Source organism: Erwinia wuhanensis (assembly GCF_030484085.1).
Classification (GTDB): domain Bacteria; phylum Pseudomonadota; class Gammaproteobacteria; order Enterobacterales; family Enterobacteriaceae; genus Erwinia; species Erwinia aeris.
Map to the genome: position 1 here is coordinate 99,566 of NZ_JAUJUH010000010.1, position 15,756 is coordinate 115,321.

Below are 15,756 nucleotides of genomic sequence, written 5' to 3' on the forward strand. Positions count from 1 at the left end.
CATGAATGCTCAACGTTTTGCCCGTATCCGTGAAATGCTGGCTGCCCGCCAGCACGATTTAACCGTCTGCATGGAGCTGGTGCACAAACCGCATAACGTCTCTGCGGTGATCCGCACGGCGGATGCGGTTGGCGTGCATGAAGTCCATGCGGTCTGGCCGGGCAGCCGGATGCGTACCATGGCCTCTGCCGCCGCCGGAAGCAACAGCTGGGTGCAGGTAAAAACGCATCCCACTATTGCCGATGCGGTCACGCATCTTAAAGGCCAGGGAATGCAGATCCTGGCTACGCATCTTTCTGATAAAGCAGTAGATTTCCGCGAAATCGATTACACCCGCCCGACCTGCGTGTTGATGGGTCAGGAAAAAACCGGTATCACCCAACAGGCGCTTGAACTGGCTGACCAGGAGATCGTTATTCCGATGGTCGGCATGGTGCAGTCGCTGAACGTTTCCGTGGCTTCGGCACTGATCCTCTATGAAGCGCAGCGCCAGCGCCAGAACGCAGGCATGTATCAGCGTCAGGAGAGCCTGCTTTCCCACAGCGAACAGCAGCGCCTGCTGTTTGAAGGCGGCTATCCCGTTCTGGCCAGGGTCGCCAAACATAAAGGCTTACCTTATCCGCAAATTAGCGAGACGGGCGAGGTGATTGCCGATCCCGACTGGTGGGCCACCATGCAGGCATCGGTACGTAAAAAATGACGGGCCGCCTGATGGACGCCATCCCGCTCAGCACGCTTGCCGGCGTTGGTGCCAGCCAGGCTGGCAAACTGGCGAAGCTCGGGCTGACCACCGTGCAGGATCTGCTGCTGCATCTGCCGCTTCGTTACGAAGACCGCACCCAGCTTTACGCTATTAACGACCTCCTGCCTAACATCTACGCCACGGTAGAGGGCGAAGTGCTGCAAAGCGATATCTCCTTTGGCCGCCGCCGCATGCTGACCTGTCAAATCAGCGACGGCACCGGCATCCTGACGCTGCGCTTTTTCAACTTTAACGCCGGCATGAAAAACAGCCTGGCGCCCGGCCGGCGCGTAACCGCCTATGGCGAAATAAAGCGCGGCCAGCGCGGGGCCGAAATCATCCATCCTGAGTATCGCGTTCAGGGCGATAACAGCGTGGTGGAGCTACAGGAAACGCTGACGCCGGTCTACTCCACGACCGAAGGGATCCGCCAGGCGACGCTGCGCAACTTGACCGATCAGGCGCTGAAGTTGCTGGATACCTGTCCTGTCGCCGAACTTCTGCCGCAGGAGCTGAGCCAGGGCATGATCAGCCTGCCGGATGCGCTGCGGATGCTGCACAGGCCGCCGCCCGACATGGCGCTGGTGGATCTGGAAAACGGCAGGCATCCTGCCCAGCGACGCCTGATTATGGAAGAGCTGCTGGCGCACAATCTCAGTATGCTGGCCGTGCGCGCCGGCGCGCAGCGCTATCGTGCTTTAGCTATGCCGGCTCGCCATGCGCTGAGCGACAGGCTGCTGGCTGCCTTGCCGTTTAAGCCGACTAACGCCCAGGCGCGCGTCGTGCAGGAAATAGAGCAGGATCTGGCACAAAGCTATCCCATGATGCGCCTGGTGCAGGGTGACGTAGGATCGGGCAAAACGCTGGTGGCCGCGCTGACTGCCCTGAACGTTATCGCCTGGGGCAAACAGGTGGCGCTGATGGCGCCAACCGAGCTGCTGGCCGAACAGCACGCCAATAACTTCCGCCAGTGGTTTGCACCGTTGGGGATTGAAGTTGGCTGGCTGGCTGGCAAGCAGAAAGGCAAGGCGCGCCTGGCGCAGCAGGATGCCATCGCCAGCGGCCAGGTATCGATGATTGTCGGCACCCACGCCATTTTCCAGGAACAGGTGCAGTTTAACGGCCTGGCGCTGGTGATTATTGACGAGCAGCACCGCTTTGGCGTCCACCAGCGGCTGGCGCTGTGGGAGAAAGGCCAGGAGCAGGGTTTTCATCCTCATCAGCTGATTATGACCGCGACGCCGATCCCGCGTACGCTGGCGATGACCGCCTATGCGGATCTGGAAACCTCCACCATTGACGAGCTGCCGCCGGGCCGTACGCCGGTCACTACCGTCGCCATTCCCGATACGCGGCGCGCCGATATTATTACCCGCGTGCAGAACGCCTGTAGCGGCGAAGGTCGCCAGGCCTACTGGGTCTGTACGCTGATTGAAGAGTCGGAACAGCTGGAAGCCCAGGCCGCCGAAGCCACCTGGGAAGAGCTGAAGCTGGCGCTGCCAGAGCTGCACGTCGGGCTGGTGCATGGCAGGATGAAACCCACCGAGAAGCAGGCGGTGATGCAGGCGTTTAAACAGGGCGAGATTGACCTGCTGATCGCTACTACGGTCATCGAAGTTGGCGTGGATGTGCCTAATGCCAGCCTGATGATCATTGAAAACCCGGAAAGGCTGGGCCTGGCGCAGCTGCATCAGCTGCGGGGCCGCGTCGGTCGCGGCTCGGTTGCCTCCCACTGCGTGCTGCTTTATAAAGCGCCGCTGAGCAAAACCGCGCAGAAACGCTTGCAGGTTCTGCGCGACAGCAACGACGGCTTTGTGATTGCGCAATGCGATCTGGAAATCCGCGGTCCTGGCGAACTGCTGGGCACGCGCCAGACGGGCAACGCCGAATTTAAGGTAGCCGATCTGGTACGCGATGGCGCGATGATCCCGGAAGTGCAGCGCGTCGCCCGCCATATTCATCAGCACTATCCTGAACAGGCGCAGGCGCTGATTGAACGCTGGATGCCGGAAACCGAGCGCTATACCAACGCCTGACCCCCGGCAGCCTGCTGTCTTTTCTCCTGCTCTGCGGCTACCGGCCGCTAAAGGCAGCCATCGCGGCGACCGCCTCGTTAACGGGCTGCTCGCCGCTGGTTAACTCAATAATCACCCTTTTCACCTCTGGCTGCTCAATCAGCGAATGCAGCACAGCGGCCACATCATCGCGCGGGATGGTGCCGTAAGGGATGGCCAACCCGGCGTTGACTTTTCCCGTGCCCGCTTCGTTAACCAGCGTGCCGGGCCGCAGGATCACCCAGTCCAGTGAGGTGGCGGAAAGCATCACGTCGGCCTGCTTTTTTACCTGCATATAGTGCTCAAAGCCCGGCGAAGGCGCCTTGCCCCTTCCGGCATCCGGAAAAGCGGAAACCAGCAGAAAACGCTGAATACCGGCCAGCCTGGCGGCCTCGGCAGCGAAGCGCGCGCCACGGCCGTCAATGCCGTCGGTGAGATCTACGCCAGCGCCTGCTGCGCCTGCGGAGAACACCACGGCATCGCAGCCCTGCATCGCCGCCGCCAGCCTTTCGCTACTGGTGTTCATCAGGTCGATATTGACCGGTTTTACACCATCGGCTTCCAGCGCCTCTTTTTGACTGTCCCGACGATGCAGCCCCGTTACCTGATGGCCCGCATTGACCAGCCGTTTTCTGAGACGTCGCCCCACGCCGCCCGTTGCGCCAATAATAAATACGTTCATTGTGTGCTTCCTTTTTTCTGGCCCGCAGGCGCGATGATTAAGCTTAGTGAATTGTGGTTCGCTTTGCCGTCCGGCGTTTAGCCGATGCTGTTGGCAATCGTTTGCTTTTGCCGTGGAGAAGCTTAAAATCGCCACTTTGTTCGCCACGGAACCCCTGAGCATGTCCGCTAATTTTTCTGAAGCCAGCCGCAGCGCAGCGCCCGCTGCAAAAAGTGAATTAATTTACCGCCTTGAAGATCGTCCCCCGCTGCCGCAAACGCTGTTTGCTGCCTGCCAGCATTTGCTGGCGATGTTTGTGGCGGTTATCACGCCCGCACTATTGATCTGCCAGGCTTTGGGCCTGCCCGCTCAGGACACGCAGCATATTATCAGCATGTCACTGTTCGCCTCCGGGGTCGCCTCGGTGCTGCAAATAAAAACCTGGGGGCCGATAGGATCGGGACTGCTGTCGATTCAGGGCACCAGCTTTAACTTTGTGACGCCGCTGATCATGGGCGGCATGGTGCTGAAAAACGGCGGCGCGGATGTGCCGACCATGATGGCCGCCCTGTTCGGCACGCTGATGCTGGCTTCCGTTACCGAAATGGCGCTTTCCCGCGTGCTGCATCTGGCGCGCCGCGTAATTACGCCGCTGGTTTCCGGCATTGTGGTGATGATTATCGGTCTGTCGCTGATCCAGGTCGGCCTGACCTCTATCGGCGGCGGTTTTGCCGCCATGGGCGATCACACCTTTGGTGCGCCAAAGAACCTGCTGCTCGCCGGCGCGGTGCTGCTGGTGATTATTTTGCTGAACCGCCAGCGTAATCCTTATTTGCGCGTGGCTTCTCTGGTGATAGCCATGGCCGTTGGCTATCTGCTGGCCTGGCTGATGGATATGCTCCCCGCCGGAACCGCCGCAACGAACCAGCCGCTGATTGCCGTGCCACAGCCTTTCTATTACGGGCTGGGCATCGACTGGAATTTGCTTATCCCGCTGATGCTGGTGTTTATGGTGACCTCGCTGGAAACCATCGGCGATATTACCGCCACTTCCGACGTTTCCGAACAGCCGGTCAGCGGCCCGCTCTATATGAAGCGGCTGAAAGGCGGCGTGCTGGCGAACGGCCTGAACTCGTGCGTCTCGGCGCTGTTTAATACCTTTCCCAACTCCTGTTTTGGACAGAACAACGGCGTGATCCAGCTGACCGGCGTCGCCAGCCGCTACGTTGGCTTCGTGGTGGCGCTGATGCTGATCGTGCTGGGGCTTTTCCCGGCGGTCAGCGGCTTTGTGCAGCATATTCCTGAACCGGTGCTGGGCGGCGCGACCATCGTTATGTTTGGTACGATTGCGGCCTCGGGCGTGCGCATCGTCTCGCGCGAGCCGTTGAATCGTCGGGCGATTATGATTATTGCGCTGTCGCTGGCGGTGGGACTGGGCGTTTCACAACAGCCGCTGATCCTGCAATTCGCACCGGAATGGCTGAAAACGCTGCTCTCTTCCGGCATCGCCGCCGGCGGCATTACCGCTATCATCCTGAATCTGCTTTTCCCGCAGGAGAAATAGCGTAAACGGCAGAGGGCAAAGCGCCTTCTGCCGTCTTCCCAGGGTTGAGCTTCGCGCATAAATCAGGCATAACACCCCTTATTGCAAGCGCACAGGGATAGCTCATGAAATTTGTTGGAAAAATTCTTCTTTCGCTGCTGGTTATCCTGCTGGCATTGGTCATTGTGTTGTATCTACTGCTGCAAACTCGCTGGGGAGCCAGCTGGCTCAGCCGCACCGTTAGCCAGCACAGTAGTTATCAGCTGGCAGTCGGCAAGCTGGAGCATAATTTTTCCGCGCCATCGCATCTCATCCTTCATGACGTTTCGTTCGGCCATAAAACCCGACCAGCCACCCTGGTGGCAAAAAGCGTCGACTTAGGGTTAAGCGCCGGGCAGTTTTCACGGCCGCTGCATTTTGCCAGCGTTTTGCTTAACCAGGGTACGCTAAGAATTACCAGCAAAACCAGCCAACTGCCTCTTTCCGCAGCGCGTTTGCAGCTGAGCGAAATGGCGGTTAGCAGCCATCACGACATGCTGCCCCTGGACGCTCAGCACGTAAACGGCGGCGTGATGCCGTGGCAGCCCGAGGCGACAAGCTTTATCGGTAATAATGCCAGCTTCCAGTTCAGCGCCGGATCGCTGACGTTTAAAGACATTCCCGCCAGGAATGTGCTGATTGAAGGCCGCATCAGGTCCAAACAGCTGGAGCTTAGTAATATGGGCGCCGACGTGGCGCGCGGATCGGTGACGGCCAGCGCACAGCGTGACGAGCAGGGCAGCTGGCAGGTCAGCACGCTAAGGCTGAACAATCTGCGTCTGCAAAGCAGCAAAACGCTTGCCGAATTTCTACAGCCTCTACTGACGCTGCCCGTCGTGCATTTCGAGCGAGTGGATGTAACCGATGCCCGACTGGAAGGTCAGAACTGGGCGGTGACCGATCTTAATCTGGCGTTGAAAAATATAACGCTGCGCGACGGCGACTGGGAAAGCGAGGACGGCTCGCTGTCGATGAACGCCAGCAGCTTTGTAAATGGCGCGCTGCTGCTGAACGATCCTATCGTTAATATGACCTTCTCGCCGCAGGGCGCGGCGCTGACGCAGTTCAGCTCCCGCTGGGTTAACGGGCTGATCCGCGCGTCAGGTAACTGGACGCGCAGCGATAAAAAGCTGACGCTGGATGACGTGGTAATCGCCGGGCTGGAGTACACGCTGCCGCCAGCCTGGCGGACGTTCTGGCTTAGCCGTTTACCGGCGTGGCTGCACGCTGTGGAAGTAACAAAGCTGAACGTCAGCCATAACCTGATTATTGATATCGATCCGGATTTTCCCTTCCAGCTGACCTCGCTGGATGGCAACGGCAGCAACCTGCTGCTGGCGCGCGATCGGGAATGGGGCATCTGGGGCGGCAACCTGAGTTTTAACGCAGCGGAAGCGACCTTTAACCGTGTGGATCTGCGTCATCCTTCTCTCGCCCTGACGGCGGACAGCAATGCCATTAACGTCACGGAGATGAGCGCGTTTCCCCGCAGCGGCCTTCTCGAAGGGCTGGCAACGGTTTCGCAGCAGCCGCAGCGCGCCTTTTCGCTGTCGCTGCATGGCCGTGAAACGCCGCTGAATCTGTTGCAGGACTGGGGATGGCCAGCGGTGCCCCTGACCGAAAACGGTGAGCTGACGCTGAAGATGCAGGGCAGCCTGGCGAAAGACGCGCCGCTGAAGCCTTCCGTTAACGGCTCGCTTTCCGCTGTTGCTGGCGATAAGTCAGTTCAGCAGACCGTGCAGGCAGGTAATCTCGGCAGCAGGTAAAAACGCTGTCCGTAAGCGGACTATATGATTAACCCGTATTCGCAACGTAGCGCGGTTAATGTATAGTCCGCTTTTTTACGGAGGAACCATGCTGACCAACTCATCCATACGTCTCAATAAATACATTAGCGAGAGCGGTATCTGTTCTCGTCGCGATGCCGATCGCTATATCGAACAGGGAAATGTCTTTATTAACGGCAAGCGGGCCGCCGTTGGCGCGCAGGTTTTTGCCGGTGACGTGGTGAAAGTGAACGGTCAGCTTATCGAGCCGCGCGATGAGGAAGACCTGGTCTTTATCGCCCTGAATAAGCCCGTCGGCATTATCACCACCATGGAAGAAGGCGAGCGGGATAACATCAGCGACTTCGTTAACCACAGCAAGCGGGTTTTCCCTATTGGCCGCCTGGATAAAGATTCGCAGGGCCTGATTTTCCTGACCAATCACGGCGATCTGGTCAATAAAATTCTGCGCGCCGGAAACAACCACGAAAAAGAATATGTGGTCACGGTAAACAAGCTGGTGACGGATGAGTTTATTGAGGGCATGAGCGCTGGCGTGCCGATGCTGGGCACGGTGACGCTGAAATGCAAGGTGCAAAAGGAAGCGCCGTTTGTTTTCCGCATTACGCTGGTGCAGGGGCTTAACCGCCAGATCCGCCGCATGTGTAAGCACTTTGGCTACGAGGTCACTAAGCTCGAACGCACGCGCATTATGAACGTCAGCCTGAAAGGCCTGCCGCTGGGCGAGTGGCGCGATCTGACCGACGACGAGCTGACCGAGCTGTTCGGCCTGATTGAGGATTCCTCATCCGAAGCGAAACCCGCCAAAAAAGCGCAGGCGAAAGCGAAGCCCGCCGCCGCGAAGAAACCGGCCATCGGCGGGCCGAAAGGCGGCGATAAAGGCGGTAAAGAAGGCGCGAAGACGCCGGGCAACCTGGCCTCCCGCAAGCGCTTTACCCAGCCGGGCCGCAAGAAAAAAGGCCGTTAAGGCATATTCGATCCGGCTGGCTCCAGCGGGCCATCCGGATCGGCAGGCAACACAATATAGACGCCCTCAAATACCGCCCCGCACTCTTCATTGCCAAACAGCTCGACTTCCAGCTGAACGCGCGCCTTGCGTCCCCGGGCCAGCCTGTCCAGATCGCCGCTCAGCGAGCCTAAGTCCGCTACCGCGCCCGGCCTGCCGCTGATGGGATGACTGTAGCGGATATGCGCATCGGCCAGGATAATGGTGCCGCCTAAATGCCGCTCGCGCAGCAGCAGCCAAATCAGCCCCCAGCCGGTTAGCGTCGCCAACGAAAACAGGCTGCCGGCGAACAGCGTATGGTGCGGATTCTGGTTGCCGGTTTCCGGCATCGTGGTGATAAATTTTTGCCCGGTATACTGCAAAATACGCACGCCCATTTTTTCACTGAGCGGGATGTGCTCGTACCAGGCCTGCTGCAGCTGCCCGCACCAGTCGGCACGATGCAGAATATCGTCCAGCGTGATCACCGGCTTAATCATTAAAAAATGACGAACCGGCGTTGTCTGTGGCACGGTGATTTCGCCCTGATTGACGTAGCCAAGCTTGGCGAAAAATTCGACGGCGTCTTCACGGGCGCTGCACACCACGCGCTTGGCCCCTTCCTGACGCGCCACCGACTCCAGCGTCATCGCGACCAGCGTGCCCAATCCTTTGCCCTGCACCGCCGGGTGCACGGCAAGAAAGCGAATGGCCGCCTCGTTATCCGCATTGATATAGAGCCGCCCTGCGGCAACCGGCGCGCCGCTTTCATCCACCACCATTTGGTGATGCGCAAAGGCATCCCAGGCGTCGCGCTCCGATCCCTTGGGCTGGCGAAGCGGTTTACGCAGCATTTCCCAGCGAAACTGGTAGTAGATATCCAGCTCTTCTGCGGTTTCAGGTACACGAAGATGATACATAAAGTGATTCTCTTTTTCCGGAGCGCCCGTTAGCCTTTCCGACCGCTTCATACCTGGAGCCAGAACGTCACCGGCCCGTCATTAACCAGCGATACCTGCATATCCGCCGCAAAGCGGCCCGTCTCGGCGACAAGGCCTCTTTCGCGACAGCAGGCGACAAAGTACTCATATAACCGCTCGGCCTCCGCTGGCGCCGCGCCGCCCGAAAAGCCTGGGCGCATGCCTTTTTGCGTGTCGGCCGCCAGCGTAAACTGCGAAACCACCAGCACGCTGCCGCCAGCCTGCTGCACGTTAAGATTCATCTTGCCGTTCTCATCGCTGAAAATGCGATAGCCCAACACGCGGTCGCACAGCCGCTGCGCTTTTTGCTCGTCGTCGCCTTTTTCCACGCCCAGTAAGATTAGCAATCCCGGCCCGATTTCACCGATGGTCTGACCGGCTACCGTCACGCTGGCGCTCAGCGCTCGTTGAATTAAGGCAATCATTCTCTTCCTTTTCTTCTTCCTGTTTAAGCTGGCGATAGTCGCCGAGAGAGGCGGTGATCTCTGCACCCAGCAGGACAATACACCATGTCCAGTAAACCCAGAGGAACAGAATAGGGATAACCGCCAGCACGCCATAGATAAGCTGATATGAAGGGAACATCGTAACATAGAGCGCAAAGCCTTTTTTCCCCAGCTCAAACAGCAGCCCCGCCACCAGCGCGCCGACCAGCGCATCTTTCCCCGGTACCTGCCGCGTTGGCACAATGCTGTAGAGCAGCCAGAAAGCCAGCCAGGAGAGCAGCAGCGGAAAAATACGCAGCCCGTAGTCAATCAGTCCGCTGACGCCGCTGACCGAAGCCCAGCGCAGCGACAGCAGATAAGAGCTGATCGCCAGGCTGGCACCCGCCAGCAGCGGGCCAAGCGTCAGGATCATCCAGTAGACGGCAAAAGAGTAAACGAGGGGCCTCTTGCGCTTGCTGCGCCAGATGACATTTAGCGCGCTGTCGATGGAGTACATCAGCAGCAGCGCCGTCACCACCAGCCCGCAGGCGCCCACCGCCGTCATTTTATTGACGTTGGCGACAAACTGTTCCAGATAGCTTTGAACTACCGTGCCGGACGCCGGCACAAAGTTCTGAAAGATAAACAGCTTGAGCTGCCTGCTGACATCGGCGAAGGCCGGGAACGCGGCGAACAGCGCAAATACCACCGCCACCAGCGGCACCAGCGACAGCAGCGATACGTAGGCAAGATGCCCCGCCAGCAGCGTCATGCCATCCTCGTCGATACGCTGCCACAGCAGCTTTATCCAGCGCCAGGTCGCCCGCAGGCGGTGTCGATAATGGTTAATCGGCCGCATTAGCGAAAAAGGCCGGTATGGTGGTCGCATCAAATACGGGCACGCTCTGAATGCCCAGCGCCTGCGCCGCGTCGATATTTTCCTGGTTGTCGTCAAAGAAAATAGCCTGGTCGGCGGTGAAGCCCTCTTCGCTCAGCACCTGCTGATAGATACGCGCTTCCGGCTTGCGCATCCCCATCTCCTGGGAAAGATAGAGCTTGTCCGCCGCGCTTTGTACCTCAGGATACTGCGACGGCCAGAAACGCTGATGCAGCCGGTTGGTGTTAGACAGGATCACGACCCGATGGCCGCGCGCGCGCAGTCCGTTCATGATACGGATGGTGTCCGCCCTGACGCCGACAAAAACAGCCTGCCAGCCTGCGGTGAACTGTTCGAAGCTCAGCGCCAGACCCAGCTCGTCGCACAGCTGTTCGGCAAAATCCTCGTCGCTGATTTCTCCTCGTTCATGACGATGAAAGCTTTCTCCCATCGTAAAACGGCTTTGCAGCGTGGCCAAAGGCACGCGTCCCAGATCGCTCCAGACGCCCAGAACCCGGTTGAAATCAATATCAACAATGACGTTACCTAAATCAAAGATATACAGCATGGCCATCTCCATTTGTTCCGGTAAGGTATTCACTCTAGCGGTAAAAAGAGAAGCTGAACAGGGCAGGATTTTGAAATCTGGAAGGAAGGTTCCACAGGCGAAAAAAAACAGGGCCGGAAAGATCCGGCCCTGTATTACAGCTTAAAAAAAGCGATTAAGCTTCTTTGCTGCCGCGTGATGCGCGTTTACGATCGTTTTCAGTCAGGTGACGTTTACGGATACGTACGGACAGCGGAGTCACTTCCACCAGCTCGTCGTCATCGATAAATTCAATCGCCTGCTCAAGCGTCATCTTGATAGCCGGCACCAGCGTGGTCGCTTCGTCAGTACCGGAAGCACGCATGTTGGTCAGCTTCTTACCGGTCAGACAGTTCACGGTCAGGTCGTTAGAACGGCTATGAATACCGATAATCTGGCCTTCATAAACTTCTGCGCCGTGACCCAGGAACAGCTTACCGCGATCCTGCAGGCTGAACAGGGCGAAAGCTACCGCTTTACCCTGGCCGTTAGAGATCAGCACGCCGTTCTGGCGCTGGCCCACTTCGCCCGGACGAATATCGTCGTAGTGGCTGAAGGTGGAGTACAGCAGGCCGGTACCGGAAGTCATAGTCATGAATTCGTTACGGAAGCCGATCAGGCCACGGCTTGGGATCACGTAGTCAAGACGTACGCGGCCTTTGCCATCCGGATCCATGTTTTTCATGTCCGCTTTACGTTCGCCCATCGCCTGCATCACAGAGCCCTGATGCTGCTCTTCGATATCCAGGGTGACGTTCTCGAACGGCTCCTGCTTACGACCGTCAATTTCGCGGAAGATAACTTTTGGACGGGATACCGCCAGCTCAAAGCCTTCACGACGCATGTTTTCGATCAGTACGGACAGGTGCAGTTCACCACGGCCGGAAACGCGGAATGCATCGGCGTCTTCGGTCTCTTCCACGCGCAGCGCAACGTTGTGCACCAGCTCTTTACGCAGACGATCCAGGATCTGACGAGAAGTAACGAACTTACCTTCTTTACCGCAGAACGGCGAGGTGTTGACGTTAAAGAACATGGTAACGGTTGGCTCATCAACGCTCAGCGCCGGCAGCGCTTCCACATTCTGTGGGTCACAGATGGTGTCGGAGATGTTCAGCTCGCCCAGACCGGTGATAGCGATGATATCGCCCGCTTCCGCTTCGGTCGCGTCGATACGCTCCAGACCCAGGTGAGTCAGCACCTTGCCGACTTTACCGTTACGGGTTTTGCCTTCGCTATCGACGATGGTGACCTGCTGGTTCGGCTTCACTTTGCCGCGCTTGATGCGGCCGATGCCGATAACGCCAACATAGTTGTTGTAGTCCAGCTGCGAGATCTGCATCTGGAACGGCGCTTCCATTTCTACCTGTGGAGGAGAAACGTGCTGCACGATGGCTTCATACAGCGGGGTCATGTCTTCTGCCATGTCGCTGTGGTCAAGACCAGCAATACCGTTCAGAGCAGAAGCGTAGATAACCGGGAAGTCGAGCTGTTCGTCGGTCGCGTCCAGGTTAACGAACAGGTCAAAGACCTGATCCACAACCCAGTCAGGACGTGCGCCAGGGCGGTCAACCTTGTTGATGACCACGATCGGCTTCAGACCATTAGCAAACGCTTTTTTGGTCACGAAGCGGGTTTGCGGCATAGGGCCATCCATTGCATCCACAACCAGCAGCACCGAGTCGACCATAGACATCACACGCTCTACCTCGCCGCCGAAGTCGGCGTGTCCCGGGGTATCCACGATGTTGATACGGTAGTCGTTCCATTTAATGGCGGTGTTTTTTGCGAGGATGGTAATCCCACGCTCTTTCTCCAAATCGTTGGAGTCCATTACGCGTTCGGTCGCTTCGGTGCGGGCGTCAAAGGTCCCGGACTGCTGCAGCAACTTATCAACCAGGGTAGTTTTACCATGGTCAACGTGGGCAATAATGGCGATGTTACGCAAATTTTCGATCACAGCTTTGCCTCAGGCATTAGAAATAGCGCGCTATTGTACACGGATTAATCGAAGAGCTGAACAGGATCACAGTTTTCAATTAAAGATAACTTTCGGGATTGCTTTCGGGGCCGTTTCCGGTGCAAAAAACACCCTTTATCAGAAAAATGCACTATTATTGTGCACTGACCGCACGCAAAAGCACCATAATGGTGCGCGACTTCCATCATGGTGCAGCTCCCGTTTCACGAGAGGGCGCATCATAGCGCTTTTTTCATCAATTAAGAAAGTTGGCATAGTTTTCGCTTTAATTATAACAAGCGAAAGAGGCCAGTTTCCACAACGGTTGCTAAGCAGTCAGAGAACATAATTATCGGTCGGCTGGGCGAGATAAGCAAAGCGCACCGCGAAAGTTCTCTAACCGACGACCATGACAAATCCAGGAGAGTTAAGTATGTCCGCTGAACACGTTCTGTCGATGATGAACGAGCATGAAGTCAAATTTGTTGACCTGCGCTTCACTGACACCAAAGGTAAAGAGCAGCACGTTACCATTCCTGCTCACCAGGTTAACGCTGACTTCTTCGAAGAAGGCAAAATGTTTGACGGCTCCTCCATCGGCGGCTGGAAAGGCATTAACGAATCCGACATGGTGCTGATGCCGGACGCGACCACCGCGGTCCTGGATCCTTTCTTTGAAGACTCTACGCTTATCATTCGTTGTGACATCCTTGAGCCAGGCACCATGCAGGGCTACGATCGCGACCCACGTTCTATCGCCAAGCGCGCCGAAGATTTCCTGCGTTCTTCCGGCATTGCGGACACCGTGCTGTTTGGCCCGGAGCCAGAATTCTTCCTGTTTGACGATGTGCGTTTCGGCGCGACCACCTCTGGCTCTCACGTGGCTATCGATGATATCGAAGCGGCATGGAACACCGGCAAAGAATATGAAGGCGGCAACAAAGGCCACCGTCCGGGCCTGAAAGGCGGCTATTTCCCGGTGCCACCGGTCGACTCTTCACAGGACATCCGTTCTGCTATGTGTCTGACCATGGAGCAGATGGGTCTGGTTGTTGAAGCTCATCACCACGAAGTGGCGACCGCAGGTCAGAACGAAGTGGCCACCCGCTTCAACACCATGACCAAAAAAGCCGACGAAATTCAGATCTACAAATATGTCGTGCACAATGTGGCGCACGCTTTCGGCAAAACCGCGACCTTTATGCCAAAACCAATTTTTGGCGATAACGGTTCCGGTATGCACTGCCATATGTCCCTGTCCAAAGGCGGCACCAACCTGTTCGCTGGCGACAAATACGGCGGGCTGTCTGAAATGGCCCTGTTCTACATCGGCGGTGTGATCAAGCACGCTAAAGCGATCAACGCGCTGTCTAACCCGACTACCAACTCCTACAAGCGTCTGGTTCCGGGTTACGAAGCGCCGGTTATGCTGGCCTACTCTGCCCGTAACCGTTCCGCCTCTATCCGTATTCCAGTGGTTGCCAGCCCGAAAGCGCGCCGTATTGAAGCCCGCTTCCCGGATCCAGCCGCTAACCCATATCTGTGCTTCGCCGCGCTGCTGATGGCTGGCCTGGACGGCATCATCAACAGGATCCATCCTGGCGACGCGATGGACAAAAACCTGTACGACCTGCCGCCGGAAGAAGAAGCTGAAATTCCAAAAGTAGCCGGCTCGCTGGAAGAGGCGCTGAACGCGCTGAACGAAGACCGTGAGTTCCTGACTCGTGGCGGCGTGTTCACCGACGACACCATCGATGCGTACATCGACCTGCGCAAGGCTGAAATGGATCGCGTTCGCATGACGCCGCACCCGGTTGAGTTCGAACTGTACTACAGCGTCTGATTTCTGACTCCGGCGACTCGTCGCGTTAAAGCGGCTACGGCAGGCTCAGTGATTCGGGTGAACACGGGCCGCAGCGTAACGAACGCCGGAGATAGTGTTGCCGTGGAAATTTTCAGCCCATCTCCGGATGGGCTTTTTTCGCCGTGAGCGCCACGCGCAGAGAGACGAATTTCAGGTTCCATGACTATAATGCACTAAAATGGTGCAGGAGAACGCTGTTATGGCAACAGGCACGCAGCCCGATGCCGGGCAGATCCTCAACTCGCTGATTAACAGCATACTGCTGGTCGACAGCGAACTGGTGGTGCATTACGCCAATCCCGCCGCTCAGCAACTGCTGGCGCAAAGCTCCCGCAAGCTCTTTGGCACGCCGCTGCCGGATTTGATGGGCTATTTTTCCCTGAACATCGGGGTGATGCGCGAGAGTCTGAATGCCGGTCAGGGGTTTACCGACAGCGAGGTTACGCTGGTCGTCGACAGTCGCGCGCATATTATGTCTTTAACGGCGCAGCTGCTGCCGGACGGGCTAATCCTGCTGGAAATGGCGCCGATGGACAATCAGCGTCGCCTCAGTCAGGAACAGCTTCAGCATGCTCAACAGGTCGCCGCACGGGATTTAGTTCGCGGGCTGGCGCATGAAATTAAAAATCCGTTAGGGGGATTACGCGGCGCGGCGCAGCTGTTGGCAAAAGCCCTGCCTGACCCGGCCTTAACGGAATATACCAAAGTCATTATCGAACAGGCCGATCGCCTGCGTAACCTGGTGGATCGCCTGCTTGGCCCGCAGCAGCCGGGCATGCACGTTACGCAAAGCATCCATCAGGTCGCCGAGCGCGTGGTTAACCTGGTCTCAATGGAGCTGCCCGATAACGTTACGCTGATCAGAGATTACGACCCCAGCCTGCCGGAGCTGCCGCATGACCCGGATCAAATCGAACAGGTGCTGCTAAACGTGGTGCGTAACGCGCTACAGGCGCTGGGAGAAAAAGGCGGTGCCATTACGCTGCGCACCCGCACCGCATTTCAGCTAACGCTGCACGGCGTCCGCTATCGCCTGGTGGCCCGTATCGATATTGAAGATAACGGCCCCGGCATTCCGGCTCAGCTACAGGACACGCTGTTTTACCCGATGGTGAGCGGCCGCGAAGGCGGCACCGGTTTAGGCCTGTCGATCGCCCGCAGCCTGATCGATCAGCATTCGGGAAAAATAGAATTTAACAGTTGGCCTGGCCACACCGAATTTTCCGTTTATTTGCCTATTCGCCAGTGAGGTT

Annotated in this window: 13 protein-coding genes; 7 read left to right on the plus strand and 6 right to left on the minus strand. The window is 57.5% G+C overall.

Features of this window, described 5'->3' with window-relative positions; translation table 11 throughout:
* The first annotated feature begins 1 nt into the window (after window position 1).
* Together trmH and recG are read left to right on the plus strand one after the other, a co-directional pair.
* The gene (trmH, locus tag QZH36_RS20380; protein ID WP_301730991.1) at window positions 2–700 is read left to right on the plus strand and encodes a tRNA (guanosine(18)-2'-O)-methyltransferase TrmH; all 699 of its coding nucleotides are present in this window, start codon (window positions 2–4) and stop codon (window positions 698–700) included.
* Window positions 697–2,778 (plus strand): ATP-dependent DNA helicase RecG, encoded by a 2,082-nt coding sequence (gene recG / locus QZH36_RS20385; protein WP_301730992.1) that lies wholly within the window; start codon window positions 697–699, stop codon window positions 2,776–2,778. Before trmH ends, recG begins: the two co-directional genes overlap by 4 nt.
* A gap of 37 nt (window positions 2,779–2,815) precedes the next feature.
* Here the strand turns inward: recG and QZH36_RS20390 are convergent, their stop codons facing one another.
* Complete coding sequence (locus tag QZH36_RS20390) at window positions 2,816–3,478, minus strand: SDR family oxidoreductase (RefSeq protein WP_301730993.1); 663 nt, start codon at window positions 3,476–3,478, stop codon at window positions 2,816–2,818.
* Window positions 3,479–3,638: 160 nt separating this feature from the next.
* Here QZH36_RS20390 and QZH36_RS20395 point away from each other — a divergent pair, with 160 nt between their 5' ends.
* The 3 genes from QZH36_RS20395 to rluF all read left to right on the plus strand — a co-directional run bounded on the left by QZH36_RS20395 (window position 3,639) and on the right by rluF (window position 7,793).
* The gene (locus QZH36_RS20395) at window positions 3,639–5,021 is read left to right on the plus strand and encodes a nucleobase:cation symporter-2 family protein (RefSeq protein ID WP_301730994.1); all 1,383 of its coding nucleotides are present in this window, start codon (window positions 3,639–3,641) and stop codon (window positions 5,019–5,021) included.
* 104 nt (window positions 5,022–5,125) lie between these two features.
* Entirely contained in the window at window positions 5,126–6,805 is a 1,680-nt protein-coding gene (locus tag QZH36_RS20400) for an AsmA family protein (RefSeq protein ID WP_253456954.1), read from the plus strand.
* Window positions 6,806–6,893: 88 nt separating this feature from the next.
* On the plus strand, window positions 6,894–7,793 hold the full coding sequence (gene rluF / locus QZH36_RS20405) for a 23S rRNA pseudouridine(2604) synthase RluF (protein ID WP_253456951.1): 900 nt from the start codon (window positions 6,894–6,896) through the stop codon (window positions 7,791–7,793).
* Here the strand turns inward: rluF and fabY are convergent.
* The 5 genes from fabY to typA all read right to left on the minus strand — a co-directional run bounded on the left by fabY (window position 7,790) and on the right by typA (window position 12,639).
* A complete protein-coding gene (gene fabY / locus QZH36_RS20410) occupies window positions 7,790–8,731 on the minus strand; it encodes a fatty acid biosynthesis protein FabY (protein WP_253456948.1) in 942 nt (313 codons plus the stop codon). The genes rluF and fabY overlap by 4 nt on opposite strands.
* Before the next feature lie 47 nt (window positions 8,732–8,778).
* Window positions 8,779–9,216 (minus strand): D-aminoacyl-tRNA deacylase, encoded by a 438-nt coding sequence (gene dtd / locus QZH36_RS20415; protein WP_301730995.1) that lies wholly within the window; start codon window positions 9,214–9,216, stop codon window positions 8,779–8,781.
* Entirely contained in the window at window positions 9,152–10,075 is a 924-nt protein-coding gene (locus QZH36_RS20420) for a virulence factor BrkB family protein (protein ID WP_369896567.1), read from the minus strand. Before QZH36_RS20420 ends, dtd begins: the two co-directional genes overlap by 65 nt.
* Complete coding sequence (gene yihX, locus QZH36_RS20425; RefSeq protein WP_253456940.1) at window positions 10,062–10,661, minus strand: glucose-1-phosphatase; 600 nt, start codon at window positions 10,659–10,661, stop codon at window positions 10,062–10,064. Before yihX ends, QZH36_RS20420 begins: the two co-directional genes overlap by 14 nt.
* 154 nt (window positions 10,662–10,815) lie before the next feature.
* On the minus strand, window positions 10,816–12,639 hold the full coding sequence (typA, locus tag QZH36_RS20430) for a ribosome-dependent GTPase TypA (RefSeq protein WP_125290646.1): 1,824 nt from the start codon (window positions 12,637–12,639) through the stop codon (window positions 10,816–10,818).
* A 433-nt stretch (window positions 12,640–13,072) separates the two neighbouring features.
* Between typA and glnA the strand changes: the two genes are divergently transcribed.
* Together glnA and glnL are read left to right on the plus strand one after the other, a co-directional pair.
* Window positions 13,073–14,482, plus strand: coding sequence for a glutamate--ammonia ligase (glnA, locus tag QZH36_RS20435; protein ID WP_301730996.1), 1,410 nt, complete (start codon window positions 13,073–13,075; stop codon window positions 14,480–14,482).
* A gap of 220 nt (window positions 14,483–14,702) precedes the next feature.
* Window positions 14,703–15,752 carry a nitrogen regulation protein NR(II) gene (gene glnL / locus QZH36_RS20440; RefSeq protein ID WP_253456934.1) on the plus strand — a complete coding sequence of 350 codons (1,050 nt, stop codon included), beginning with the start codon at window positions 14,703–14,705 and terminating at the stop codon, window positions 15,750–15,752.
* Window positions 15,753–15,756: the final 4 nt, after the last annotated feature.